The following is a 24,996-nucleotide window of genomic DNA, read 5'->3' on the forward strand; positions in this document are numbered from 1 at the left end:
TTTGCTTTTTCAGTCGTCTTGATCATCTTCAGTTCCTGTCCTGTTGCACCCCAGTGGCAGGGTTAATCTCGGTTACGTATTTATACTGATACAAAAATGCTGCGGCTGCGTAAAGACCCCAAATTTCCCATGCCCAATAATCTCCTTCGGGCGAGGAGAAATCTATCGCCAGAAGCGGCTCCAGCCCCCTTAGATCGCATAAATCCTGCAGCCGCTCAGGAGCATGACGGCGCACGTAATCGGCGAATTGCGAATCGATTTTCTCGTTAGTGAAGTTAGCCTTGGTTGTGCGGTTAAGGACCTTTGCTGGCAGGAAAGGCTCCATCGCCGCTCGGTGGATTACCTTGGTCACGTTACCCCGACGCTTGATGTGCGCAGGGGTCTGCAGCGAGAATTCCATGAAGGCCCGGCTTAGCATCGGATGCCTCGATTCGAGCCCGATCTTGGCCCGCTGGCGGCGCATGACGGCGTGAGTAAGGTCTCCACGAGGAGATGTCGCCAAGTTCTGCTTCGCCCATTCGATCGGATCTTCCGGAAGCGTTGCCTCGTACAGCTCCTCGGCCTCCTTCAAGGCGATCCGCAATTCCGGAGCGAGCCATCCGAAGGAAATGTCCTGCTTCCGGCGGCGCTCACGAAGCCGTCGCCGAATCACTCGCCGGACTCCCTTCGGTGCTGCCCAAGCGACCGTCTGCCGCAAGCATTGCAATCCCGCCGATCGCAGGCCGAATGCCCCGATTTCTTCTTTCAGAGTTCGGCCAAAACCGGCCAAGTCGAATTCATCAAGATATTCGCCGTAGCAATTTTCGTGGCCCTGCAGCCATTTATCACCGCCGCTGCCGTTGATGAACACCCGAGCACCGTCGGCAACGACTTGCTGCTCCATATCCAGCATCATTGCACCGTTCGAGGGTGTGGGGATGTCGCGGTGCCACTGGGCATCCTGAGTGTACCAGTCGATTTCCGGGTCGAACAGCGGACGCTCCACCAGTTCGCGCCCCACATGCGCTGCCGCGGCACGAGCGTAGGGCAATTCGAACGCATTGCTGCCCTCTGCTGCCGCGAGCGAATACCCACGAAACCCAGGCGCCAGGAATTTGCCTGAGCGCTCCAACGCATCGGCAATCGAAAAGATTGAAGAAGAATCGAGCCCGCCGCTTACGGCGATGCCCACTTCACGATCGGATCGGGACGAGCGCCGGACGCAATCGAACAACACCTCGCGATAATGCTCTGCATATTCGGCGTCGCTCTTGTACCGGATGGTGATGTCCGCGGGCGGGGTCCAATAGCGCGGTTGCGATAGCCTTTGGCCGTCAAACACAAGCGTATGGGCACGCTTTACCCGGTTGACCTCACGCCAGGGTGTCTCGTCCCTCAGATACCAGCGATTGGTAATGATCTGCGAAAGGTAACGCAGGTTCGGCTCCATGGGAGCCCGGGTCAGAGCGCTAATGGTGCGGAAATCTGATGCGATGATCAGCCGTGAGCCATCAAGCCGATAATACAGCGGGGCAAAGCCGAGGTGATCGCGGGCAGCCAGCAGCCTGCCGCGCCTTGCATCGGCAATGATAAGCGAGAATTCGCCCTGCAGCCTGTCTGCAAAGTTGTCGCCCCAAGCTTCGTAACAATGCAACGCAATTTCGGCGTCAGAAAGATTGCGTACCTTTTGTCCAAGTAGGGAGAGGTCGGCATGCAGTTCCAGATGGTTAAGCAAATAGCCGTCGAACACGATCGCCAGCTTGCCATCCTCGCTGACACACGGCTGGTCCTGCTCGCGCGATTCCGCGGTCGTGTGAAGCGTACTCGCCGCGAGCACAAAAGGGCCGGATCGCCAACTGCCCGCAGCGTCATGAGGAATCTGCTTAAGCGATTCCAGCATGGTGTCGATCTCGCCCTCGTTCACACCGTCGAACGAGAAAATGGCGCTGATGGCGGACACGATGAAATTCCCGGGCTGATCGCTGGTATGCTTGGCAGGGTTGATCACCCTGTGCCATGAGGGCGCTGGTCATAGGCACAACATGAATTTGGCGCAATCACCTCACATTCCCGCCACGGGACAACGGCCAAGCCTAAAGGACATTCCTTGGCTGGCCGGATACGGCTTGCGCGGGCTAGCCGAGCTGATTCGCGCTCGCCTGATCTTTTCACGGCTGGAAGCTCGCGCCATTCCCCTGCGCAATCGCAATGCAATCAAGCATTCGGTTCGGGACATTGCCATTTCACATGCCAAACTGGCGCGCATATCGTATGTCCTGCCGCGTATTTCGGATCGTTTGCCTTGGCGGAGCGACTGCCTCATCCAAGCGATCGCGGCTCAGAACTGGCTATTGGCCAAGGGTGCTGCCAGTGAAATTCAGATCGGGGTCGAAAACCCGAAGGACGGGCCATTTGGCGCTCATGCCTGGCTGATCCACGATGGCCTGGTCATCACGGGCGGCGATATCGAAAAATATTCGGTCATCCTCGCTGATTCGTCAGCGAGCCGCGATTCGCAGAACGAGGTCACGCCCGATTGCCCGGGTTAGGCGCAAGTAAGCCGACCGACCGACCCGTTCTCGCGCCCTTGATCAGCCTTCATTTACCCTTTTTTTGTAACCCGAGGTTGTCAAACTTGCTGCACTGCAGTAGGGATTGTCCCGTAAGAGTTTAATAGAGGGCTATTTCGATGATCAAAACGACGTCTCGTCTAATGGTTGCTGCGGCCGCAGCTAGCATGGCCTTCGCGCCGATTGCTGCTCAGGCTAACACCCGTGCTGGCGACAATGCGCCGGTCTACACCGCTGAAACCACTGCCCAGCCGGGCATGGCACGCGAAGCTGAAGGTGAATCGCTGCGTGGCACGCCGGGCATCATCATCGCCCTGTTTGCTGCTGCTGCTGCGATCGTAGGTATCGTTGCGGTTGCCGACAACGACGACAACGGTCAGTCGCCGGGCACCTAATTCAGTCGCTTGCCGTTCCATCGGTGAGTTGCGAAAGAAGAAGCGCGCGGATGTTTCCGGGCGCTTTTTCTTTGCCTGACGTCCAGCAGGAACTTCCTGCTTTCGAACAGTCTATTGGTCGGGATTGCCATGGCTGACACTACAGACACCATCAAGCCAACCCTTTCATTTCAAAGAGATAAGGCCGATCCTGTCGGGTCTGCTGCTGCCAGCAAGTCAGCGTTTTATGCGCTTCTGGCAGTCTTGCTGTTTGCCGTCGCGTTCGGCGGAGGGGGATCAAAGTACGGGCTCGCCAATCTCATTGTGCAACTCGCCGCTCTCACTGCGCTTGCGTTCCATCGCGAAGCCTTCTTCAACTTCTGGAAATCAGCGCCGTTGCTGCTGCGGGTATTGATCGCACTCTCGATCGCCCTGCCGCTCGCCTACGTCATTCCGCTTCCGCCATCCGTGTGGCACAACATGCCCGGACGGGAATTGGTTGCACAGTCATTCGGTCTGGTTGGCGAACCGGGTTGGGCTGCACTGAGCGTCGACCCGATTCGCACCATGCTGGCTTTGAGCGCGCTTGTCGTTCCCTTGGCCGTTGTCACCATAGGCTGGAGGGCATCGCGTGATTCGCTCATCCTCGCTGGCTGGTTGATCGTAAGCTTGGCGCTCGTCAATTTCGCGCTCGGCATTCCGCAGGTGCTATCGAACAGCGAAGTGGGTGTCCTCTACCCTGAAAACCCAATGCCTGGCGTGCTTTTCGGAACCTTTGCAAACCGCAATTCAACCGGACTGTTCCTCGTCAGTGCTCTCTCACTCGCATCCTTCTTGCCCGTGCCGCCTCGCTTCCATTCAATCGCATTGCCATTGCGCATCGGCATCATGCTTTTCCTGATCGTGGCGATCCTGCTGACCCGTTCACGCACAGCGCTTGTTCTCGCGGCGTTGCCACTGGGATTGCTGGCTTTGCAAATGCTGCTGGAGCGTCTGAATAGACGGCCTGGCGCAAAGAGCACTGGCGCAAAGGCTGCACTCTTCGGATTGATTCCCATCGCACTTGTTCTTGTGGTGGTCGCAGGGCTGGCAGCGGCTGCACCGGGTCGGATCGGCGATGTCGCTGATCGCTTCACATCGGGCGGCGAGGACGCGCGCAGCTATATCTGGGAAGATGCGGTTTACGCAGCAGACCGATATTGGCCGGTCGGATCCGGCACGGGGACCTTTGATGATGTGTTCCAGATCGACGAATCTCTCGAGAACATGACCCTGCGCAAGGCAGGTCGTGCGCACAACGACTATCTGGAGCTGGCGATCGAAACCGGATTGCCGGGCCTTGCTCTCGCCGCGTTTTGGCTTTGCCTGATCGGCTGGCTGTGCTGGCGTGCGCGCACCGAGCCCCATCGCTGGATCGCATGGAGCGGCGGAGCCATCCTAGCCGTTGTGGCGCTTCAATCGATCACGGACTATCCGCTCAGAAACATGTCGATGCTAGCGGTGGCAGGCTTCGCCCTCTGCCTGCTTGGCCGATTCACGCCGGATGCATCGTCCAGCCGCAAGCAGGAGATCCTTCCATGATCGCCCGCCTCGTCTGGATCGCCACGCTCGCAATCGTGGCCGTGATAATCGCCGGGCTTCAGCTTGACCGGCAAACGCGCAGGACAAGCGCGATTGCCCAAGGTGTGCCCGAGCTGTTTCGTTCAGCCGCGCAGTTTCCGATCGCTGCCAACGCGCTGGCGGGCCCGGACCCAGTTCTGGCGCTTTCGGAAGCGGAAAAGCTGGTTTCACGCCGACCCATGCCCGCAGAGCATCTTCGAGTGTTGGCACAGGCACAGTTTGCAGCAGGCGATTACAATCAGGGTACGCTGACGATCCAGTATGCCGCGCAACGCGGGTGGCGCGATCCTTTGGCGCAGGAATCGATGCTGCGACTGGCTCTGTCAGCAGGCGACAAGCCCGAAGCGGCGCGACGATATGCCGCGCTGTTCCTTCGCCGCGATACACGTGACGAGTTGCTGGAAGAGCTCGGTCGCGAAGTTCTCGCCGAACCCGAAGGGGCTGGCCGTACGACTCTGGTCGACATCGTCAGCGGAGGCGAACGGTGGCACAACCAGTTCATGAATCGCGGGGCACGGGTCATGCCGCCCGATGCCTTCGCAGAAATTGTCCGCTCAACAATTGCGCAAGGCGCTCGCTACGACTGCGGTTTACTTGAACAAGCAGGCCGCGTTGTGTCCGCGCGTGACGAGGCTATCGGCGCCAGCTTTGCGGAGATCGTTGACGATCAGTGCTAGGCATTAACGCCCTTTGAATTGCGGCTTTCGCTTTTCAAGGATGGCGTGGACTGCTTCCTGATGGTCCTCCATCTGCTGGAGCACGCCCTGCGTGATCGCCGCTTTGGCAAGGCTGTCTTCCAGCCCCATTCGCTGGGCCGAAAGCATGATCTCCTTGCCCTTGCGAAGGGCGAAAGGCGGATTTGAGACGACCTTTGCCGCCAAACGGTTTGCCGCATCCATCAGGTCGTCAGGCTCCACCACCTGACTGACAAGCCCCCAGGCCAGCGCCTTGTCCGCATCGATCGCTTCGGCGGTGTAGAGCATTTCCGCAGCCCGCGCGTATCCGACGATGCGCGGCAGGAACCATGCGCCGCCATCGCCCGGGATGATCCCGACTTTCAGGAAGCTCTCGGCAAAAACCGCACGGGTCGAAGCGATCCGCATGTCGCACATGGTCGCCAGATCGTTGCCGGCGCCGATAGCCGGGCCGTTTACGGCGGCGATCACGGGAACGGTAAGCTGCTCCATCATCAACGGGATGCGCTGGATGCCGGTGGTGTACCACTCCTCGATCTCAAGCGGAGTCATACCCTTCTCGGCAGTCATAGCGCCGATATCGCGCAGGTTGCCGCCTGACGAAAATGCCTTGCCCGCCCCTGTCAGGATAACGCAACTGATCGACTTGTCGCCCTCGGCCCGGGCCAGCGCATCAAGCAGCGCGGCGATCACTTCATCCGACAGCGCGTTGCGCGTCTCGTCACGGTTCAGCGTGATCGTGGCGACGCTGCCTTCGCTGGCGTAGAGAACGGGATCGGACATGGGTGTCTCCTAAATGGGTTGGCTGATGCGCGGCCATAGGCGGGGTTCGTTATCGGCAAGCACGGCTTTGCCGAGCAATTCGGCCCACTCCGTTTCGCTGCCAAATTCGTCCTGCCATTGCCATAGCCGCCGGGTGTAGCGACCCAGCGCGTATTCGCGTGTGAAGCCCATCGCACCATGCGCCTGATGCGCGGCAGCAGCGACACGCGAGGCTGCTTCACCGCATCGGGTCTTGGCAATAGCGATCTCGTCGATCACGCGCGGACCGACCTTGGCGTCCGCGCAAAGCGCATCGCCCGCCATCTCGACAGCAGCCATCGCCGCAGCCGTTTCGCAGGCGATATCGGAAAGATGGTGCTGAATCGCCTGAAACTTGGCCAAGGGCCGTCCGAACTGTTCACGATCGCGGGTGTAGTCCAGGCTGAGGCCGAGCACCGCCTCCATCGCACCTGCCATCTGGCTAGCCCTGATCAAGGCAGCAAGCGCGCGAAAAGCGTCCGGTATGAGCCATTCGGGCGCGGCACAATCGACAAGAACATCGGCTGGCTGGCGCAAAAGTTTCCCCGCGCCATCCTCCGTCTGATGCACCGACCGAATGTCGCCGCTTTCGATCCGCATTAAGCGGAGCCTGCCGTCTTCAAGTGAAAGCACGGCGTTGCTCTGGCTGGCATGAGCAATCGGAGCATCGGGAGCAAGCGGGTCGATCAATCCGATCCGCAATGCCGGTGGCTGCTGACCTGCTGCTGATAATAGTCCGGTTGCAAGAATGGTATCGGCCAAGGGGGCCGCAGCCGCGTGCCGCGCCGCGAGTGCTGCCAGCGGCAGGATATCCGCCAGAGCGGCGCCGGAACCGCCATGCCCCTCACTTGCGCAAAGCAAGGTGTATCCGCTCTCCTCCAGCGTCTGCCAAAGGGCATCGGCTTCAGTCCCAAGCCCTCCGGCCTTGTCGATTGCGTCGAGCGGGGCATCGGTCAGAATTCGATCCAGCCCCTCTGCGATCATCGCGAAGTCATCCCGGTCCATCACCGCATCCCCATTTCACGGGCAATGATGCCACGCAGGATTTCGGTGGTGCCACCGCGCAGGGTATTCGACGGGAGGTGGAGTATTGCCTCTCGCAACAAACCGTCGAAACCATCGGGCCATGCGTGCCTGGGTATACCGGCGAGCATGCCGCGAAGCCGCTGGACGATGTCATTCTCCAGCCGATTGCCCATTTCCTTGACCACGCAGGCGGCGGTTGCCGGGCTTTCACCGCGCTCCAGCATTTCCGCCACACCCAGCGACATGCGCCGCAGCACACGCAGATTGGCGAGGATCGATCCGACCTCTACCGCGCGCCGTGCATCGGCATAGGCCGCAATCAACGGCAGCGCCTTTTCCAGCACCACAAGCGATGTCAGGAAACGCTCCGGCCCGGAACGCTCCAGCGCCAGTTCGCCCATGCATTGCGCCCAGCCATTGCCTTCGGTGCCCAACAGTGCGTCTTCGGGAAGTTCGACATTGTCGAACAAAGTCTCGTTGAAATGCGGAGTTCCACCCAGATCGCGGATGCCGGAAATATCGATGCCGGGAAGCGAGAGGTCGACGAGGAATTGCGACAGACCAACCTGCCGGTTGCGCCCTTCGGCCGGGGAGGTTCGCGCAAGGACGATCATGTAGTGCGAGAAATGCGCCCCGGTGGACCAGATCTTGCGGCCCGAAAGGACCCAGCCATTATCGGTACGACGGGCAGAAGTCTTGATCGCCGCGAGGTCAGATCCCGCTTGCGGCTCGCTCATCCCGATTGCGGTGAAGCATTCCCCCGCGGCAATGCGGGGCAGGATCGTCTGTTTTTGCTCCTGCGTGCCATAGCGCAGTATGTGGCTGCCGGTCTGGCGATCAGCGATCCAGTGCGCAGCGACGGGCGCACCTGCCGCGAGCATCTCCTCGGTCACAACAAAGCGGTGCGCGACGGGACGATCATGCCCGCCAAATTCCGAGGGCCAGGTCATGCCGAGCCAGCCACGCGCGCCCATCTTGCGACTGAATTCGGGATCGGCAGCAGAAACCCAGCAATCCGCAGCCGGGGTGAAACCGTCGCTTTGAAGCTCGTCGGCAAGAAAGCCGCGAACCTCTTCCCGCAGGGCATCTGCGGAAGGATCGAATTCGAGACGAGGGAATTGGAACATGGGCGCGGATAATTTCCTGATTGCTCGCTAGCTCATGCTGTATTGCCACGCAAACCGCAGGTTTCCAGCCACATATTTGGGAGTGCGAAGCCTATGCGAGCGATGCGAGATGCGCTTTCGCCTCCGCAAGGCTGACGACATCGCCATATTTGGAATTCATGTCGAACAGGTTGGCCTGGTGGACATGGTCATGCCGATCGCCCACCGCTTCCTCCACTACGATCGGGATGAAGCCGTGCTGGCAAGCATCGACGCAAGTGGCGCGCACGCACCCGCTGGTGGAAAGCCCGGTGATGATCAGGCTGTCATGCCCGCCCGCTGTCAGCGTCGCGGCCAGTGAAGTTCCGAAGAAGCAGCTGGCGTATTGCTTGGAGATTACCAGCTCGTCTTCTCCCGGCTCCAACCCTTCGGGCCAGTCACCCAAAGGATTGCCGCGTACAAAGCTCGAAAGCGCTCCGATCTTTTGCGCGAACCGTCCGCCGTCCTTCATGGAAGAGTGATAGACGACATTGGTGTAGATCACCGGCACCCCGGCCTCACGCGCCACCGACCTTAGGGCAAGCGCCGCGTCGAGAGCCGGGCGTACATCGGCATACAAGGGACTGTCGGGCGCGAAATACGCCTCGACAAAATCTATCAGGATCAGGGCCGGCCGCTGGCCGAACCCGATCCGTCCATCGAAGACGCCAGCATAGTTGCTCTGTACGTCTTCATTATTGCTCACCCGAAGAGCTCCCTTTTGCAGTCTGCCTCAGAACTTGTAGCCGAATTCCACGCCCAACCGGCGACGCGCGCCGGGCGAGATGAACGATCCGCCAAACTCGATAGCGGGAATGACCTCGTTCAGATACTCGCGATTGAGCAGGTTGTCAGCGAATGCGGTGATGTTCCACGTTTCGCCTTCAAGCCCGACCCTGAGATCAAGCACGCCGAAGGCTTCACGCTCGGTGATCGAATAGTCGGCATCACCCACAAAAGCCGGCAGCCCCAGCGCCGAACCCGGCAACAGACCGCTGAACAAGGTCGGCGACGTGTTGTCCTGGACAGTATGGAACCACGTGGGGCCGGTAATCCGGTAGTCGGCACGCACAACCAGATCGAACGAATCCGCCAGCGGTGCCTCGATCTGAGTGCCCATGTTGATGGTGTAGTCCGAGGTGTATGGCGATTCGTTGCCGACCGTGTTCGGGCGCGAGGCGTTCGCCTTGATCTCGCTTTCGGTCACGTTGGCCGAACCGTAGATGTCCCAGCCCGGAATGATCTCGAACGTCAGGTTGGCTTCCGCACCGTAGACTTCGACTTCGTCGATGTTCGAAACCACGCGCAGCAGGCCGAACGCGCCGACAAAGAATTCGAAGAACTGCATGTCGTCGATTTCGGTGTAATAACCCGCCAGATCGAAGGTCAGGCGGCCACCGGCGGTCGAACCCTTGATCCCGGCCTCGAAAGCGCTCGAGCGTTCCTTGCGATAGATATCCTCGATCAGGACGTTGGTGCCAATGAACTGGTTGAAGTTCTGATCGACGATCGCGGCTGAGCCTTGGTTGTTGAACCCGCCCGATTTGAAGCCGATGCCCCAGTTGGCGTAGAAGTTCACATCGTCTGCCAATTCATAACGCAGCGAAATCTTCGGCTGGAATTGCTTGAAGGTTTCGGACTGGTCGGCAATCGGCTGGACCACACCGCCCACGACCTGCTGGCCCGGATTTATCGGGCCGCCGGTGAAGGGATCGAAAACGGTCGGGACGAGATTGCGCGCCGAGCGCTCTTCAACGTCATAACGGCCCGCAACTCCGATTTCGAAACGGTCGGTCACTTCGAAATCGACCGAGGCGAACGCCGCATAAACATCAGTCGAAAAATCGTCGTTGAACAGCTGCGTCGTGGGGTTCGCGGAATCCGGCGCATTGTAGAGCTGCGAGATTACACCCTGCCCCAGATCCGCACCAAGGCTCACGCCGGTTTCGCGATCGATGTGCAGATAATAGGCTCCGATCTGCCACTCGACCGGCCCGCTGCCATTCGACGCAAGCCGGATTTCCGCGCTGATATCGGTCTGCTCCCGGCTTTGGTATTGGGTCCCATCGCACGTTGTCGGGCTGTAAGGCCCGAACGTCGATCCGGTTGCCGGATCGAAGATGAACGGGATCGGCGTCTGGCCGATAAAGGTGGGCGCGTTGATCGGGAAGCCAGTGAGTTGTGCGGTCGTGCCAAAGCACGAATTTGACGCCGCGACCGAAGCCGGAGTGGCTCCGGGGAAAGTGAACCTTGCAAAGTCCGCCGACGTGCCGTCAGCAGTCAACGCCTGATCGACATCACTGTAAAGCGCCCACGCTGTCAGAGTAACGTCGCCAAAGTCATGCTCAACCTTGGCCGAAGCCTCGAAAGTGGTTTGATCGTTTGTCGGGCGGATGTTCGAGTAGTAGTCGAACGGATGCTGGTTCACATCCTCGAAGAACGCCGGATCGACCCCTGCAAAATTCGGCAGGTGGAAGGCTGCGTTGAAGTTGATCGACGCGCCAGAAAGGTCGGCATAGCGCGCTTTCAGATCCAGCTCGGTGTTCGGGCCCAGATCTGCAACGAAGCGCCCGTCGATCGACCAGATTTCCTGATCATCGACGACCTTGTCGTTAAGGAAGCGGTTGAAGAAGAACCCGTCGCTGGTGAAGTAGCTGCCGGACAGGACCAGCCCCGCCCCATCGCCGATTGGCGTCGAGATATAGCCGTTGGCGCTGTAGGTGTTGTCTTCGGCGACCCGCGCGACAACGCCACCTTCGAGAAAGTCACCTGGCTTGAGCGTCTGCACGACGATCGCGCCCGCGGCAGCGTTGCGGCCATAAAGCGCCCCCTGCGGACCTTTCAGGATTTCAATCTGGCGCAGTGTGCCCTGATCCTGGTTCAGCTGCGCGGTGTTGGTCTTGAGAATACCGTCGACCACCAGCGCGACCGAGCTTTCCGCGTCGCGCGCGCCGTTGATGCCGCGAATGTTGATCTGGGTGTCGCCCGCTTCGGCGGTGCCCGTGACGATGGTGACGCCCGGTGTCAGCTGCACGAATTCGTCAGCACGCTCGATCCCGGCCCGCTGCAGCGTTTCGGTGGTGAACACGGTCACGGCGGCAGGAACTTCTGCCAATGTTTCAGACTGCCGGCGGGCCGTAACGATGATGGCGTTATCGCCTTCCTGCGCGGTTTCGCCGGCCTCGTTGTCCTGCGCATGCGCAGGAGCGGTGGCTGCAAGCGCGGCAACTGCAGCGCCGCAAACGAGGGTGGTCTTGGATATTTTCATTGCCTGGTCCTTCCCTGAATCGAACCTGTGTTTGAAACCCGACCCCTCCCGTCGGAATTCGGTATTGGCTGAACGCGCCCTTAGGTGAGCACGTTGGCGCCGCTCATATAGACGTAGACTTCCTGGAATTTCGGCCCGTCAACGCCGGGTCGCATGCGCCAGAAATTGGTATTGTTGAGGAGCGTGACCGCGCCGTCCGCATCGTGCAGTTCGGCCACGAAACTGGCCGCAATCCGCCCGTGCGCCTCGTCAACGGTGCAGGTGAAATCGCGATGGATTATGGTTTCGTATGCACCGAAGAAATCTTCGAACATGCGCCGGATTTCGGCCTTGCCGCTGTGCCTTGTGAAGGCTGTCTGGACACAGAACAGCGCCTCGTCATGGAAACAATCCAGCGTCGCCTCCATGTTTTTCGCATCGACATTTGCGAAGTACTTCATCGTCGCAAAGTCGATGAGCTCAGCCCGCGAAAGGGAAGGTTCGTACTGCATCAGGCGTCTCCTTCCTTCAGCAGATTGTCACCAGACATATAGACATACACGCGGTGAAACCTGTCGCCCTTCAGATAAAAGCGGTTGCAGTTCTCGTACCGCAATTCCTCGCCCCCATTAGGGGTGATAAGCACGGTGAACTGGCTGCAGATCGCATTGCTCTGGGGATCGGCGGTGTGAACGAAATTGCCGTGCCAGATGCTTTCAAAGTCGGCGAACAGCTTGACGAACATGGCACGGATCGCGTCACGCCCCTGATGCAGAGTGTCGCTGGTCACTTCGTGCAGGCTGGCATCAGGTGTGAAACAATCAAGCACCTTGTCCATTTGCTTGTTGTCCACCCCGTCGAAATAGCGCTTGGTCACGATATCGACGTAATAGGGATAGGGTTGTGGCGCCTGGCCGGGGCCGCCTTCACTCCATTCGCTCATCAGTACCACCCCTTTCGGATATCTTCGGTCTTGGGGACTTCGGGTGCGGGGAAAGCCTTCTTCGAATGGGTCAGGCCCAGTTCGATCTGGGTTTCCAGAAGCTTGTAGGCAACCTGCCCGGGATTCAGCACAGGGATCGGCAACTCGCTATCGAGATAGGCGGCCGACTGGTGCATCGTGGTGGAGCCGAGCACGATCACGTCAGCGCCATCCTTTTCGATTGCTTTGGTGGCCTCCGCCTTCAGCTTGGCGAAAACCACTTCCTCCTTGCCTTCCAGCAATTCGGTTACATCAGGCCTCGTATCAATCGAGCGAAGAGAAGCACATCGGTCCCACCAGCCATATTCGGTCAATGTCTTCTGATAGAGCGGGAACCATTCGGGCCACATGGTGAGAACGGAGAACTTCTTTCCCAGCATCATCGCCATGGCGAAGCTGGCCTCGCCAGGGCCGACCACGGGTATGTTCAAGGCCGAACGCAAGGGCCGCAACCCGCTGTCGCTCACCGTGTCAATCAGAACTCCGGCAAAGCCTTCCGCCTCGGCAGTCACTCCAGCTTGGAACACCGTCCAGTCCATCAGCAGCGTATCATGGTAGGAGTCGCCTAACGCAGCCCCCCATTTCACTGCTTCGAATTCAGGCTGGAAACCGGAGCGAACGAAACCCTCCGGCAATTGCTCGGCACGATTGGCAACTCCCGCTTCATCCATAGGGATCGGGACAATTACCTTGATGCGGTGCATTGGGGGCATTCCAAAAGTCTCCCTCGCATGCGACCTATTGTATACAATTTGTGATCGTCAAGGAAAATTGGTATTGGCGTGGAAATGCTGTTGGAAGGGATCTCCAATGTTGGAATTTGGTCACATCTTGGAGCGTCTCGCGGACGTTGAAGGTCAGGCTCGAAGCTCTGTGACGCCTTCAGCCTCCTTTCAAACCCCTTCAGCCCTGCTTGCCGGAGCGGTTTCATGAGCCGCGCCTCGGACACCGCCTACAGCAAGATTCGCGCTTTTCTGCTGAGCGGAAATGCCGCGCCCGGATCTCAGGTCACCGAAGAACAGCTGGCGGAAATCGCCGGTGTCAGCCGCACCCCCGTGCGTGAAGCAATGCGGCGCCTCGAAACCGAAATGCTGCTCGTGCGCAGCCCTTCGAAACGGATCTTCGTTGCCGATTGGTCGCGCGACGATATCGACGAAATGTTCACGCTGAGGCAGATGATCGAAGGCCACGCTGCCCAGCGAGCGGCAAATCGATTAAGCGACGCAGAGATCGACGCGCTAGAAGCTCTCAATCGCAAGCTGCACGAGGCAGTCGAATGCGAACCGCCAGACGTGGTTCGATTCCTGGATCTCAATCGGGAATTCCACGAAATCATCACCAACGCCGCACGCTCCCCTCGCTTGGCTCACGTGCTTTCACAGTTGGTTGAACAGCCCATCGTTTTGCGAACGGCACGGAATTACTCCGTCGATGACCTGAAGCAATCTGCACGCGATCACGACGAATTGATTGCAGCCTTTCGTGCGCATGATCCGATCTGGGCGAAAGGTGTCATGGGTAGCCACCTGCGCCGCGCATTCCACACATTCGCTGACGCAGCCGAAAGCTCGCCTGCAGCCAATGACGATCGCGAGGCCGCGGAATAACCGCCTAGATGATCCCGCGATCCTGAAGGTCGCTCATCGCCCGGCTGTCCATACCAAGCAGCTCGCCGTAGATTTCCTCATTGTGCTGACCCAGCTCGGGGCCGACCCATTCGACATGGCCGGGAGTTTCCGAAAGGCGGGGGGCGACATTCTGCATCTTGAAGTTTTCGTGCCGCGGGTGCGGGCGCTCGATGATGGATTCGCGGGCCGCAAAATGCGGGTCTGCGAGCATTTCCGGAGCGCGATAGATATTGCCCGCCGGAACACCATGTTCCTCACACATATCAAGCACTTGCTGGCTCGTATATTGCTTCGTCCATTCGCCGATCAGGTCATCGAGTTCGGCCTGACGGGCGCCGCGCGCGACGTGGCTGTTGAAACGCGGATCATCGCCCAGTTCGGGCATCCCCATCATCGTCGCCATGCGCTTCCACACACTGTCCTGATTGCCCGCCACAAGCACGCTGCCATCGCTCGTCGGATAGACGTTGGAAGGCGCGATCTTGGGCAGGATCGATCCGGTCCGCTCACGAATATGGCCCGTCACCGTGTATTCGGACACGGTCGATTCCATCATCGCAAGCACGGCTTCGTAAATCGCCGAATCCACCACCTGGCCCTTGCCGGTCTGGTGCCGGTGGTTGAGCGCCATCAGCGCGCCAAGGCAGGCGTAGGTCGCTGCAAGCGAATCCCCGATCGACAGACCGGCACGACTGGGCGGGCGATCCGGCTCACCTGCAATGTAACGCATTCCGCCCATCGCCTCGCCGATGCCGCCATATCCGGCGCGGGCCGAATAGGGGCCGGACTGGCCATAGCCTGATACGCGAATCATGATCAGCGCTTCGTTGATGGCGTGGAGTTCATCCCATCCCAGGTTCCACCGCTCCAGCGTTCCGGGCCGGAAATTTTCGAGCAGGAAGTCTGACTTTGCCGCCAGCTTGCGGACGATATCCTGCCCTTCCTTCTCCCGCAGGTTCAGCGTGATCGACTTCTTGTTGCGCGCAACGACGGAGAACCACAGCGGGATACCCTGCCCCCAATTGCGCATGGCATCGCCTACCTTGGGAGGCTCGATCTTGATCACCTCGGCGCCATGATCGGCCATCAATTGCCCGCAGAACGGCCCCGCGATGAGCTGCCCCATCTCGATCAACCGTAGTCCGGCAAGTGCACCCTGAGCCATGAAAAAACCTTTCCGATTCGCATTCACCCTGAACGACACAGAGGAGGTGCTGAAAGCAGCCTAAAAGGTACTCAGGCGCTTACAGAAGGCGGTCAGGGGTTGCTGCGCCTATATCATGGCATTTGCATTTGTATACAATTTGCGTATCTGTCTCGCATCCCTGTCAGCACGCAAGAGCGAATCCTCATGTCCCAAACAGGCTCGCAGCCGAGTATCGAACTCGTCGAAGTCGGCCCCCGCGACGGGCTTCAGAACGAGCCGGATATCGTATCGACCGCTGACAAGCTGGCGCTTATCAATCGCATGATCAGCTATGGCGCGCGGCGGCTGGAGGTGGCGAGTTTCGTTCATCCTGCCCGCGTCCCGCAAATGGCCGATGCCGAAGACGTCATCGCCGGCCTGCCCGATCGCAATGACGTCACCTACATCGGATTGACCCTGAACAAGCGGGGGGTCATGCGCGGCCTGGCCACCAAGGATGGCGGCAAGCGCGGAATAGACCAGGCGGGCTGCGTGCTGGTTGCCTCCGATACCTTCGGGCAGAAGAACCAGGGCCAGACAATCGCCGAAGGGATCGCCGAAAATCGCGCCATGATCCGCTTTGCCAAGGCTGAGGGGCTTTCCGCACAAGTCACCATTTCGGCAGCGTTCGGCTGTCCGTTCGAAGGCGAGGTCAAGCCCGAAACGGTGCTGGCCATTGCCGAGGAAATGGCCACCGAAGACCCAGTCGAAATCGCTCTGGCCGACACGATCGGTGTGGGCGTGCCCGCACAGGTCGAAGACCTGTTCGGCAAGCTGGGCGATCTTCTGGGCGGTCGCATCCCCATGCGCTGCCATTTCCATGACACGCGCGGCACAGGCATCGCCAATGCATGGGCCGCCTACAAGTCAGGCGTTCGCGCGTTCGATGCCTCGCTAGGTGGACTGGGCGGATGCCCCTTCGCCCCCAAGGCGACGGGAAATATCGCTACCGAGGACCTTATCTACATGATGGAGCGTTCAGGGATCGACACCGGCATCGATCTTGATGCCGTAATCCAGACCAACCGCGGCTTTGCACAGGTCCTGGGCCGCGAACTGCCTTCACGGGTCGCACGCGCGGCCTGACCATTCCAAACCGGCCCGACATAGGGGCGATCCGGGAGAGAGTATGACTTACAGACTGGGCGTTGATGTGGGCGGCACGTTTACCGACCTGCTGTTGTTTGATGAGGCCACGGGCAAGTTCTGGCGGCACAAGACCCCGTCGACCCCGCACGACAGCTCCGAAGGGATTCTCAACGGGGTGAAGGCGATCACGGCCGAGGCGGGCGTTTCGGCCAAGGATATCGCCTATTTCCTGCACGGCACCACCGTCGCCACCAATGCGGTTCTGGAAGGCAAGGGTGCAAAGGTCGGGCTGGTCACCACCGAAGGCTATCGCGACATCATGCAGATCGCGCGCAGCTTCGTCCCCGGTGGTCTTGCCGCGTGGATCGTCTGGCCCAAGCCGCAGCCGCTCGCCGCGCTCGAAGACACGGTTGAGGCCCCGGGCCGGATGGGTGCGGACGGCAAGGAAGTGCGCCCGCTTGATGAAGACGCGGTGCGCTCTGCCCTGCGCAAGTTGAAGGCGAACGGGATCGAAGCGCTGACGGTCAGCCTCATCAACGCCTATGTCAACGGCGCGCATGAAAAGCGCATCGGCGAAATCGCTGCGGAAGAATTGCCCGGCATCCCGGTGTCACTGAGCCACGAAGTCCTGCCCGAAATGCAGGAATACGAACGTACGCTGTCGACCGTCGCCAATGCGGCGGTGCGTCCGGTGGTGAGCAAATATGTCTCGAACCTGCGCACCAAGCTTGAGGACAAAGGGCTTGAGGGCAAGCTGTCGCTGCTGCGCTCTGACGGCGGATTGATGAGCAGCCACAAGGCCGAAGAGCATCCGGTCAACATCCTGATGTCCGGCCCCGCAGGCGGCGTTACCGGCGCGAAATGGGTGGCGAAGAACGCCGGGCTCAAGAACATCCTGACGCTGGATGTCGGCGGCACATCTACCGACGTGGCCCTGATAGAAGGGCTGGAAGCGCGCCGGGTGCGCACCACCGAAGTCGGGCACCTGTCCGTGCGGGCATCGGCACTGGACGTGAAGACGGTGGGCGCAGGCGGCGGCTCGATCGCGCACGTTCCCGAATTGACCAAGGCGCTGCGCGTCGGCCCGGAAAGCGCGGGCGCGGTGCCGGGACCGGTTGCCTATAACAAGGGCGGAACTCTGCCGACTGTGACTGATGCCAACGTGGTGCTGGGCTATCTTCCCGAAGACCTGCTGGGCGGCAGCTTCCGGCTTGATCGCGAGGGGGCAAAAGCGGCGGTGCAGACCATCGCCGATGCTTTGGGCGTCACTCTGATGGAGGCGGCGCGCGGGATCATCGATATCGTCAACGAAAACATGTTCGGCGCGCTGCGCATGATCAGCGTGCAACAGGGCTATGACCCGCGCGAATTCGCGCTGATGGGCTTTGGCGGCGCAGGCCCGCTGCATGTCAACGCAGTTGCCCGGTTGATGGGCAGCTGGCCTGCCGTCTCCCCGGTTTCACCCGGCGTTCTGTGCGCCTTGGGCGACGCGACCACGCAGATGCGCACTGAAACCGCGCGCAGCTTCTCCCGGCTCGCCAAGGACACGAGCGTCGCCGATCTTGAAGCGGTGCTCGATGAAATGGCGGCGCAGACGCGGGGTGAATTGCTGGCTGATGGCATCCCGGAAGACCAGATCACGGTGCAGTTCGAAGTCGACGTGCGCTATGCGGGGCAGGCTTTTGAAGTGCCGTTGACTATCGACAAATCGGTGCTCGAAGCGGACGGGATCCAAGGCATTCTGGCGCGCTTCGATGATGAGCATCTGCGGCTGTTCACCTTCAACATGGACACCCCGCACGAAGTCGTGAACCTGCGCGCTGTGGCGCTGGGTCAGGCGCCCGCGCTTCCCGCGGCGGAACTGCCGATGGGCGATGGCGATCCCTCGGCGGCGAAGATACGCGACCATACTCTGTGGATGGACGGGCGGGAGCAGGCGGCGGTGATCTATGACCGCGCGCGCCTGCGTCAGGGGGACGTAATCCCCGGCCCCGCGATCATCACCGAAATGGACTCGACCACTCTTGTCGAAAGCGGCTGCGTCGCGACCGTCGACAAGGTCGGCAACATCCTCATCAATCCCGTGCAGGAGGCCTGAACAATGCCCGCACAGATCATCGAAACCAACCCCACCCCGTTCGAGCGCGTCAAGATCGACCCCGTCACGCTCGACATCATCGAAAACGCGCTGCGCAATGCCAGGATCGAGATGGATGCGACGCTGGTGCGCACCGCCATGTCCCCCGGCATTCGCGAACAGGGTGACGCCTTCCCGCTGATCGCCGATCCTGCGGGCAAGATGATTGTCGGCCAGTTCGGCAGCTTCATCGACGGCTTCCTGAAAGGCTATGACGACACGCTGGAAGATGGCGACATGATCTTCCTCAGCGATCCCTATTCCTGCGAAGGGGCCATCAGCCACTCGAACGACTGGCTGGTGCTGCTCCCCGTGTTCAAGGACGGACGCCTGCTCGCTTACACCGCGATGTTCGGCCACCAGAGCGACATTGGCGGCATGGTGCCAGGCTCCATGCCCATCGGCGCGTCCAGCATCTTTGAAGAAGGCGTGCGCATTCCTCCGGTGAAGATCTGGAAGAAAGGCGAATACAATTCCGACCTGATGAAGCTGGTGATGCACCAGACGCGCAAGCCCGACTGGTGTCAAGCAGACCTCAACGCGCTGATCGCGTCGTGCCGTGTGGCTGCGCGCCGTGTGATCGAGATGGCAGACCGGTTTGGCGATGATGTCTATGTCTCCGCCACGCAGGAACTGCTTGATCGCAATCACCGCGCCATGAAGGCGCTGATCGGGATGGCGGTGTCGGAAGAGCCCAAGAGCTTCGAGGATTACATCTGCGACGACGGCAAGGGCTATGGCCCTTACAAGATCAAGTGCACGATGCGACGCGAGGGCGACAAGGTCATCCTCGATTTCGACGGGACCGATCCGCAATCGGCGGCTTCGATCAACTTCTATCTCAACGAGAACATGTTCAAGATGTTCTTCGGCATCTACATGATCATGGTCTTCGACCCGCAGATCATGTTCAATGACGGGTTCTACGACCTGATCGAAGTGCGCATCCCCGAAGGTTCGCTGCTGAAGCCGCAATTCCCCGCCGCACTTTCGGGCCGAACCCATGCGCTGGGCCGGATCTTCGACATTCTGGGCGGATTGCTGGGCCAGGGAACCCCGGAATTCCTCAATGCCGCCGGATTCTCTTCCTCGCCGCACCTGTTCTATTCCGGCTGGGACACCAGCAAGGGCAACCGCGAGTGGTTCCAGCTGTTCCAGATCGGTTTCGGCGGCATTCCGGGACGGCCTTTGGGCGACGGGCCGGACGGACACTCGCTCTGGCCGGGCTTTACCAACGTGCCCAACGAATTCCTCGAACGCTATTTCCCGCTGCGGATCGAACGCTATTCGACCGAGCCAGACAGCGGCGGTGCCGGTGTGCACCGCGGTGGCAACGGCATTCACATGACCTACCGCTTCCTCGCCGATGGCAACATTGCAATCCATGATGACCGCTGGTTCGTGCCGCCTTGGGGCGTGAACGGCGGGCATCCGGGAATGCGCGCCCGGAAAGTGCTCGAGCGCGCTGACGGCTCCACCGAAATCGTCGGCAACAAGGTCGAGGATGTCGAAGTGAAGGCGGGAGATCTCCTGCACTACATTACCTGGGGCGGAGGCGGATGGGGCGATCCGCTCGAACGCGATCCGGCAATCGTCGGGCTCGAAATCCGGCAAGGCCTGGTCACACCCGAAGGCGCGCGCGCTTATGGCGTAGTGGCCGACGCAGAAGGCGCGGTGGACGCAAGCGCGACCGAAGCCCTGCGTGCCGAAATCAAGGCGACACGCGGCGAACTACCGCTGTTCGACTACGGTCCCGGTATCGAAGAACTGCGAGCGGCCTGCGAAGCGGAAACCGGCCTCCCCGCCCCGATCCAGCCCGTGTGGCATACGGACATGCGCGAGGCGGCCGAATAGCAGACGTCGAAAGGCGGCATTGAGGGATCGGATGCCGCCTTTCGTCCCGGCAGCACACCGCGACCCTTGCCCATTGCGCCGTGTTGACGCATGGGACGCAGCAGTTTCTCCGTCTCGAACGTGCTCAAAAGGGATCTGAGCCATGTCCATCGCCTCGCCTCTTTCCGACTCTCTCGTCACCGTGTTCGGCGGTGGCGGCTTTATCGGCAATTACGTTGCCCAGGCGCTGCTCGCGCGCGGCGCGCGGGTGCGCATCGCCAGCCGCAATCCCGAAAAGGCATGGCCGCTGAAGCCGCTTGCCAATCTCGGCCAGTTGCAGTTCGCACGCTGCGACATCACCCGTGAAGACAGCCTCAAGGCCGCGCTCCACGGGGCGGATTACGTCGTCAACCTTGTCGGGGCATTCGACGGCGACCTTGGCGAAGTCATGGGCGAGGCACCGGGCCGGATGGCCGCCATCGCCAAGGCAGGCGGCGCCAAGGGTTTTGTCCATGTCAGCGCGATCGGCGCCGATGCGTCGTCCTCCACCGCCTATGCCAGCAGCAAGGCCAAGGGCGAGCAGAACGTCCTCGCCGCCTTCCCCGAGGCGACGGTGCTGCGCCCTTCGATCGTTTTCGGACAGGACGACGGCTTCATCAACATGTTCGCCGGCCTAATAGAGCTGATGCCAGTGCTGCCGGTGTTCGGGCCGGAGGCAAAGCTGCAACTGGTCTATGTCGATGACGTCGCCGAAGCGATCGCCGTCGCGCTGGAGAACCCGGCGCAGCATGGCGGGCGCACCTACGAACTGGGCGGGCCTGAACAGCTTTCGATGATGGAGATCAACGAGCGCATTGCCGCAGCACAGGGCCGCAAGCGCCGCTTCATCGCCATGCCTGACGGGCTTTCGGGCCTGTTCGCCAGCCTTCCCGGCACGCCGATGAGCCGCGACCAGTGGACGCTGCTTCAGCCCGGCAGCACCGTCAGCGAAGGCGCGCCTGGATTTGCCGATCTGGGGATCGAGCCGCGCCCGCTGGGCCAGTTCCTCGACAAGTGGATGACCCGCTATCGCAGCTTTGGCCGGTTTGGCCTGTCGAACGAGCGCAGCAAAGCCCGCGAAAGCGCCGGCTGATTCGCCGCGACGGCCCGTGCGTTCCCAACAGGGTGGAACACATGGAACACTGTCCTGAAGAAATAACCGCGCTTGTGTCACCTTTCGCCGGGAAAGTGTCACCCCAGGCCGAGAAAGTGTCACTCTAGCGGGCGAACTGTCACTCATTCCCGCGAAAGCGTCACTCTTTGGCCGTGCAAACTGTCGCCTTTCGGGCGCAAGAGTGTCACCCGGATGGGCGCAAGTCGCCCAAACGGAGCGAGGCGCAAAGACGACTAAATCGGATTGCACGGTTTCCATCCGCCGCACCAAGCCAGAATTTGCCCGAGTAGGAAAACATCACCTGCGGGCCGAGCATCCGCAGCGCCCGCCCCGCAAGGCTTACAGATTCTCCCGGTAAAGCTTCAGCAAGTCGGCATAGGCCTGTTCCGCTGCGGCTTCGGCGTAGGCCGGGCTGTCGGGCACGGTCCAGCCGTGATCGCCGTCATAGACATCGACATTGGCGGGGCGCGCGGCGCGGCCTGCGGCTTCGGCAAAGCGCAATTTCGCCTCGGGGTTTTCGGCGTGATCGTCGCGGGCGATGGCGATCAGATAGCTTGCGCTCGCCTGATCGAGCATGTTGTGCGGGCTCTTGGGATCATCGCCGCGCACCAGCCCGCCGCCGTGGAAACTGGCCGCCGCCTTGATCCGGGCGGGAACCGCTGCCGAGCTCCAGACGGTGAAGGGGCCGCCCATGCAATAGCCCTGCGTCCCGATGCCGCGCGCCGTATCGACGGCGTCCTGCTGATCGAGCCAGGCGACCGCAGCCGCCGCATCGCGGCCCACTGCATCGGCATCCAGCTTGCCGCGCCACGGGCGCACCTTTTGAAACCCGCCCGCTTCGATGAAGCCGGCAAAATCGGCGAACTGTTCTCCCGCGACATCGCGGTAATAGGGGTTCATCACAAGAACGGCATACCCCTGCCCCGCCAGCCGCCGCGCCATGTTGCGCTTGCTTTCGCGGATGGAGGCGATGTCGGGCCAGAAGATCACACCGGGATGCGCACCGTCAGCGGGGTGGACGAAAAACGCGTCCATCGTGCCGTCGGCGGTGTCAAAGCTGACCATGCTTTCAACCAGATCGCGCGCGACATTGTCCGCCGCATAATCATCGCCGCCTTCCATCGGGGCGCAGGCCATCACCGTAGCAGCGCTGGCCAGAACTCCAAAATCACGGCGGCTGACAACACCTGCCGCCCACTGTTTCAGTTTCGCCTCATCACACATGATGTTCTCCCGAATTGTCAGCCATATCGCGGCATCTTCACCATCAAGACGCTTGGTTATGGACAAGCGTTCCCGGCAAAGGCAACATGCCTACCGACGGGTCAGAGAACCCGATGGGAGAGAAGAATGAACAAGGCATATCTTGCCGCACCGCTGCTCGCGCTGGCGGCACTGGGCGCATGGGGTTGCAGCGAATTGATGGGCGATGGCGCGGGCGAAGGCATCACCGCCGCCATGCTGGTCGGCGCGGACGGGGACAGCGCCAACTGGATCAGCCACGGTCGCACCTATTCCGAACAACGCTTCTCTCCGCTTGACCAGATCAATGCCGAAAACGTCGGCGAACTGGGCCTTGCATGGTTTGCCGACATGGACACCGCGCGTGGGCAGGAAGCGACTCCGCTGGTGCTGGATGGCAAGCTGTACCTCACCACCGCATGGAGCAAGGTGAAGGCATTCGACGCCGCCACGGGCGAGAAGCTGTGGGAATATGATCCCAAGGTTCCGGGGGAAACCGCGGTCAAGGCGTGCTGCGATGTCGTCAATCGCGGGCTTGCCACATGGGGCAATTCGCTGTTCCTCGGCACGCTCGACGGGCGGCTGGTCTCGCTCGATCGGGACACCGGCGAAGTGCAGTGGGAAAAGGCCACCGTCGACCAGACCAAGAGCTACACCGTCACCGGCGCGCCGCGCGTGATCGATGGCAAGGTGATCATCGGCAATGGCGGGGCGGAATTCGGCGTGCGCGGTTATGTCGCGGCCTATTCGGCGGAGGACGGGGAGGAGCTGTGGCGCTTCTACACCGTGCCCGATGGCGATTCATCGGATGATCCGGAATATCTGCAAAAGGCGGCCGACACGTGGTTTGGCGATGTGCTGGGCAGCGACAACGGCATCGGCGGCGGCGGCACGGTGTGGGATTCGATGGCCTATGACCCGGATCTCAATCTGCTTTACATCGGGGTGGGCAATGGATCCCCATGGAACCGCGCCTATCGCTCGCCTGGTGAAGACGGCACGGGCGAAGGGGACAATCTCTACCTTTCGAGCATCGTCGCGCTGAACCCGGATACGGGCGAATATGCGTGGCATTACCAGACCACTCCGGGAGAGACCTGGGACTACACCGCGACCCAGCACATCATCCTCGCCGATATGGAAATCGACGGGGAGGAGCGGCAGGTGCTGATGCAAGCGCCCAAGAACGGCTTCTTCTATGTGATCGACCGGGCAACCGGTGAACTGATTTCGGGCAAGCCTTATATCCCGATCAACTGGGCGACCGGGCTGGACGAAAACGGCCGCCCGATCGAAAATCCCGAAACCCGGGTCGACAAGACGGGCAAGCCGGCGCTGGTGCTGCCGGGGCCGCTGGGCGGTCACAACTGGCATCCGATGGCGTTCCATCCGGGCGAAGGGCTGGTCTATATCCCGGCGTTCGAAGCCGCGACCGTCTACGCCCCCGAAGCCGACTGGAAGCCCGACAGGGCGCGCGGCTTCAACGTCGGATACAATCTTGGCGCGGGCGACCTGCCGCCGGACATGGGCTTCCGCCGCGAGGTATACGGCACGGTCAAGGGGAAGCTGGTGGCGTGGGACCCGGTCAAGCAGGAGGCACGCTGGACGGTCGAATTCCCTGGCCCGTGGAACGGCGGGCTGCTGGCGACCGGAGGGGGCCTTGTGTTCCAGGGCAATTCGTCGAGCGAGTTCGCGGCCTATGCGGCGGGCTCGGGTGAGAAGCTGTGGAGCTTTGCCGCACAGACCGGGATCGTCGCTCCGCCTGTCACCTACACCGTCGATGGCGAACAATATGTCGCGGTGCTGGCCGGATGGGGCGGCGCCTATGCGATCACCGCCGATGGCGGGCTGATCAACGATGCCGGGCCGGTGCGCAATGTATCGCGCCTGATGGTGTTCAAGCTGGGCGGGACGGCTGCCCTGCCCGAAGAGAAGCCGCTGGTGGCGCTCCCGTTAGACCCGCCGCCCAGCCGCGCCTCAGCCGAAACGATCGCGCTCGGTGCTAGCAAATACGCCCGCTATTGCGCGGTCTGCCATGCGCCCGGCGCTGTGGGATCGACCGTGCTGCCCGACCTTCGCCGCTCAGGCACGCTGGGCAATGCGGAAAGCTGGCAGGCGGTGGTGCATGACGGCATCCTCAAGGACAACGGCATGGTCTCGTTCAAGGACTCGCTGAGCAAGGACGAGATCGACGCGATCCGCGCTTATGTGATCCAGCGCGCGAACGAGGACAAGGCTATCGAGGGAGCAGGCAAAGTCGCAAGGCGGTAAACCTTGCTGAAAGACAAC

Annotated in this window: 21 protein-coding genes; 10 read left to right on the plus strand and 11 right to left on the minus strand. The window is 60.9% G+C overall.

Annotated elements, in window-relative coordinates:
* Nucleotides 1-28: 28 nt before the first annotated feature.
* Entirely contained in the window at nt 29-1,939 is a 1,911-nt protein-coding gene (locus L1K66_RS00435) for an asparagine synthetase B family protein (RefSeq protein WP_252259003.1), read from the minus strand.
* Between the two features lie 31 nt (nt 1,940-1,970).
* On the opposite strand from L1K66_RS00435, the gene L1K66_RS00440 reads away from it, so the two are divergent.
* The 4 genes from L1K66_RS00440 (at nt 1,971) to L1K66_RS00455 (ending at nt 5,220) form a co-directional block, all read left to right on the plus strand.
* Nucleotides 1,971-2,528, plus strand: coding sequence for a lasso peptide biosynthesis B2 protein (locus L1K66_RS00440; protein WP_252259005.1), 558 nt, complete (start codon nt 1,971-1,973; stop codon nt 2,526-2,528).
* Nucleotides 2,529-2,668: 140 nt separating this feature from the next.
* Complete coding sequence (locus L1K66_RS00445; protein ID WP_252259007.1) at nt 2,669-2,944, plus strand: hypothetical protein; 276 nt, start codon at nt 2,669-2,671, stop codon at nt 2,942-2,944.
* 129 nt (nt 2,945-3,073) lie between these two features.
* Nucleotides 3,074-4,504, plus strand: coding sequence for an O-antigen ligase family protein (locus L1K66_RS00450; RefSeq protein ID WP_252259009.1), 1,431 nt, complete (start codon nt 3,074-3,076; stop codon nt 4,502-4,504).
* A complete protein-coding gene (locus L1K66_RS00455; protein ID WP_252259010.1) occupies nt 4,501-5,220 on the plus strand; it encodes a hypothetical protein in 720 nt (239 codons plus the stop codon). Before L1K66_RS00450 ends, L1K66_RS00455 begins: the two co-directional genes overlap by 4 nt.
* A 3-nt stretch (nt 5,221-5,223) precedes the next feature.
* Here the strand turns inward: L1K66_RS00455 and L1K66_RS00460 are convergent, their stop codons facing one another.
* The 8 genes from L1K66_RS00460 to L1K66_RS00495 all read right to left on the minus strand — a co-directional run bounded on the left by L1K66_RS00460 (nt 5,224) and on the right by L1K66_RS00495 (nt 13,143).
* On the minus strand, nt 5,224-6,021 hold the full coding sequence (locus tag L1K66_RS00460) for an enoyl-CoA hydratase-related protein (RefSeq protein WP_252259012.1): 798 nt from the start codon (nt 6,019-6,021) through the stop codon (nt 5,224-5,226).
* Between the two features lie 9 nt (nt 6,022-6,030).
* A complete protein-coding gene (locus L1K66_RS00465) occupies nt 6,031-7,044 on the minus strand; it encodes an acyl-CoA dehydrogenase family protein (protein WP_252259014.1) in 1,014 nt (337 codons plus the stop codon).
* Entirely contained in the window at nt 7,044-8,192 is a 1,149-nt protein-coding gene (locus L1K66_RS00470) for an acyl-CoA dehydrogenase family protein (protein ID WP_252259016.1), read from the minus strand. The genes L1K66_RS00465 and L1K66_RS00470 overlap by 1 nt, the downstream gene beginning before the upstream one ends.
* Nucleotides 8,193-8,283: 91 nt before the next feature.
* Nucleotides 8,284-8,916: an isochorismatase family protein gene (locus L1K66_RS00475; RefSeq protein ID WP_252259018.1), complete on the minus strand. Its 633-nt coding sequence runs from the start codon at nt 8,914-8,916 to the stop codon at nt 8,284-8,286.
* Nucleotides 8,917-8,943: 27 nt separating this feature from the next.
* The gene (locus L1K66_RS00480) at nt 8,944-11,478 is read right to left on the minus strand and encodes a TonB-dependent receptor (RefSeq protein WP_252259020.1); all 2,535 of its coding nucleotides are present in this window, start codon (nt 11,476-11,478) and stop codon (nt 8,944-8,946) included.
* 80 nt (nt 11,479-11,558) lie between these two features.
* Entirely contained in the window at nt 11,559-11,969 is a 411-nt protein-coding gene (locus L1K66_RS00485; protein ID WP_034955551.1) for a nuclear transport factor 2 family protein, read from the minus strand.
* On the minus strand, nt 11,969-12,400 hold the full coding sequence (locus tag L1K66_RS00490) for a nuclear transport factor 2 family protein (RefSeq protein WP_034955552.1): 432 nt from the start codon (nt 12,398-12,400) through the stop codon (nt 11,969-11,971). The genes L1K66_RS00485 and L1K66_RS00490 overlap by 1 nt, the downstream gene beginning before the upstream one ends.
* The gene (locus L1K66_RS00495) at nt 12,400-13,143 is read right to left on the minus strand and encodes an aspartate/glutamate racemase family protein (protein WP_252259022.1); all 744 of its coding nucleotides are present in this window, start codon (nt 13,141-13,143) and stop codon (nt 12,400-12,402) included. Before L1K66_RS00495 ends, L1K66_RS00490 begins: the two co-directional genes overlap by 1 nt.
* Before the next feature lie 225 nt (nt 13,144-13,368).
* Between L1K66_RS00495 and L1K66_RS00500 the strand changes: the two genes are divergently transcribed.
* Nucleotides 13,369-14,046 carry a GntR family transcriptional regulator gene (locus L1K66_RS00500; RefSeq protein ID WP_252259024.1) on the plus strand — a complete coding sequence of 226 codons (678 nt, stop codon included), beginning with the start codon at nt 13,369-13,371 and terminating at the stop codon, nt 14,044-14,046.
* Nucleotides 14,047-14,050: 4 nt separating this feature from the next.
* On the opposite strand, the gene L1K66_RS00505 is transcribed toward L1K66_RS00500, so the two are convergent.
* A complete protein-coding gene (locus L1K66_RS00505; RefSeq protein WP_252259025.1) occupies nt 14,051-15,232 on the minus strand; it encodes a CaiB/BaiF CoA transferase family protein in 1,182 nt (393 codons plus the stop codon).
* A 186-nt stretch (nt 15,233-15,418) separates the two neighbouring features.
* Between L1K66_RS00505 and L1K66_RS00510 the strand changes: the two genes are divergently transcribed.
* The 4 genes from L1K66_RS00510 to L1K66_RS00525 all read left to right on the plus strand — a co-directional run bounded on the left by L1K66_RS00510 (nt 15,419) and on the right by L1K66_RS00525 (nt 21,444).
* Complete coding sequence (locus tag L1K66_RS00510) at nt 15,419-16,339, plus strand: hydroxymethylglutaryl-CoA lyase (protein WP_252259027.1); 921 nt, start codon at nt 15,419-15,421, stop codon at nt 16,337-16,339.
* Between the two features lie 43 nt (nt 16,340-16,382).
* Entirely contained in the window at nt 16,383-18,440 is a 2,058-nt protein-coding gene (locus tag L1K66_RS00515; RefSeq protein WP_252259029.1) for a hydantoinase/oxoprolinase family protein, read from the plus strand.
* A gap of 3 nt (nt 18,441-18,443) precedes the next feature.
* Nucleotides 18,444-20,333, plus strand: a complete 1,890-nt coding sequence (locus tag L1K66_RS00520; RefSeq protein WP_252259031.1) for a hydantoinase B/oxoprolinase family protein — start codon at nt 18,444-18,446, stop codon at nt 20,331-20,333.
* 142 nt (nt 20,334-20,475) lie between these two features.
* A complete protein-coding gene (locus L1K66_RS00525) occupies nt 20,476-21,444 on the plus strand; it encodes a complex I NDUFA9 subunit family protein (protein ID WP_252259033.1) in 969 nt (322 codons plus the stop codon).
* Between the two features lie 360 nt (nt 21,445-21,804).
* Here the strand turns inward: L1K66_RS00525 and L1K66_RS00530 are convergent, their stop codons facing one another.
* Complete coding sequence (locus L1K66_RS00530; protein ID WP_252260545.1) at nt 21,805-22,689, minus strand: dienelactone hydrolase family protein; 885 nt, start codon at nt 22,687-22,689, stop codon at nt 21,805-21,807.
* A 126-nt stretch (nt 22,690-22,815) separates the two neighbouring features.
* Here L1K66_RS00530 and L1K66_RS00535 point away from each other — a divergent pair, with 126 nt between their 5' ends.
* Nucleotides 22,816-24,978, plus strand: coding sequence for a PQQ-dependent dehydrogenase, methanol/ethanol family (locus L1K66_RS00535; RefSeq protein WP_407931963.1), 2,163 nt, complete (start codon nt 22,816-22,818; stop codon nt 24,976-24,978).
* The last annotated feature ends 18 nt before the right edge of the window (nt 24,979-24,996 follow it).

The sequence above is a fragment of the Erythrobacter aurantius genome (assembly GCF_023823125.1).
Lineage (GTDB): Bacteria > Pseudomonadota > Alphaproteobacteria > Sphingomonadales > Sphingomonadaceae > Erythrobacter > Erythrobacter aurantius.

Excerpts from the sequence above, each read along its gene's own strand:
- L1K66_RS00490 (WP_034955552.1), bottom strand. The coding sequence starts at position 12,400 with ATGAGCGAATGGAGTGAAGGCGGCCCCGGCCAGGCGCCACAACCCTAT.
- L1K66_RS00510 (WP_252259027.1), top strand. The coding sequence starts at position 15,419 with ATGTCCCAAACAGGCTCGCAGCCGAGTATCGAACTCGTCGAAGTCGGC.
- L1K66_RS00465 (WP_252259014.1), bottom strand. The coding sequence starts at position 7,044 with ATGGACCGGGATGACTTCGCGATGATCGCAGAGGGGCTGGATCGAATT.
- L1K66_RS00535 (WP_407931963.1), top strand. The coding sequence starts at position 22,816 with ATGAACAAGGCATATCTTGCCGCACCGCTGCTCGCGCTGGCGGCACTG.
- L1K66_RS00530 (WP_252260545.1), bottom strand. The coding sequence starts at position 22,689 with ATGTGTGATGAGGCGAAACTGAAACAGTGGGCGGCAGGTGTTGTCAGC.
- L1K66_RS00470 (WP_252259016.1), bottom strand. The coding sequence starts at position 8,192 with ATGTTCCAATTCCCTCGTCTCGAATTCGATCCTTCCGCAGATGCCCTG.
- L1K66_RS00445 (WP_252259007.1), top strand. The coding sequence starts at position 2,669 with ATGATCAAAACGACGTCTCGTCTAATGGTTGCTGCGGCCGCAGCTAGC.
- L1K66_RS00480 (WP_252259020.1), bottom strand. The coding sequence starts at position 11,478 with ATGAAAATATCCAAGACCACCCTCGTTTGCGGCGCTGCAGTTGCCGCG.
- L1K66_RS00455 (WP_252259010.1), top strand. The coding sequence starts at position 4,501 with ATGATCGCCCGCCTCGTCTGGATCGCCACGCTCGCAATCGTGGCCGTG.
- L1K66_RS00515 (WP_252259029.1), top strand. The coding sequence starts at position 16,383 with ATGACTTACAGACTGGGCGTTGATGTGGGCGGCACGTTTACCGACCTG.
- L1K66_RS00525 (WP_252259033.1), top strand. The coding sequence starts at position 20,476 with ATGTCCATCGCCTCGCCTCTTTCCGACTCTCTCGTCACCGTGTTCGGC.
- L1K66_RS00505 (WP_252259025.1), bottom strand. The coding sequence starts at position 15,232 with ATGGCTCAGGGTGCACTTGCCGGACTACGGTTGATCGAGATGGGGCAG.
- L1K66_RS00450 (WP_252259009.1), top strand. The coding sequence starts at position 3,074 with ATGGCTGACACTACAGACACCATCAAGCCAACCCTTTCATTTCAAAGA.
- L1K66_RS00485 (WP_034955551.1), bottom strand. The coding sequence starts at position 11,969 with ATGCAGTACGAACCTTCCCTTTCGCGGGCTGAGCTCATCGACTTTGCG.
- L1K66_RS00500 (WP_252259024.1), top strand. The coding sequence starts at position 13,369 with ATGAGCCGCGCCTCGGACACCGCCTACAGCAAGATTCGCGCTTTTCTG.
- L1K66_RS00520 (WP_252259031.1), top strand. The coding sequence starts at position 18,444 with ATGCCCGCACAGATCATCGAAACCAACCCCACCCCGTTCGAGCGCGTC.
- L1K66_RS00460 (WP_252259012.1), bottom strand. The coding sequence starts at position 6,021 with ATGTCCGATCCCGTTCTCTACGCCAGCGAAGGCAGCGTCGCCACGATC.
- L1K66_RS00495 (WP_252259022.1), bottom strand. The coding sequence starts at position 13,143 with ATGCACCGCATCAAGGTAATTGTCCCGATCCCTATGGATGAAGCGGGA.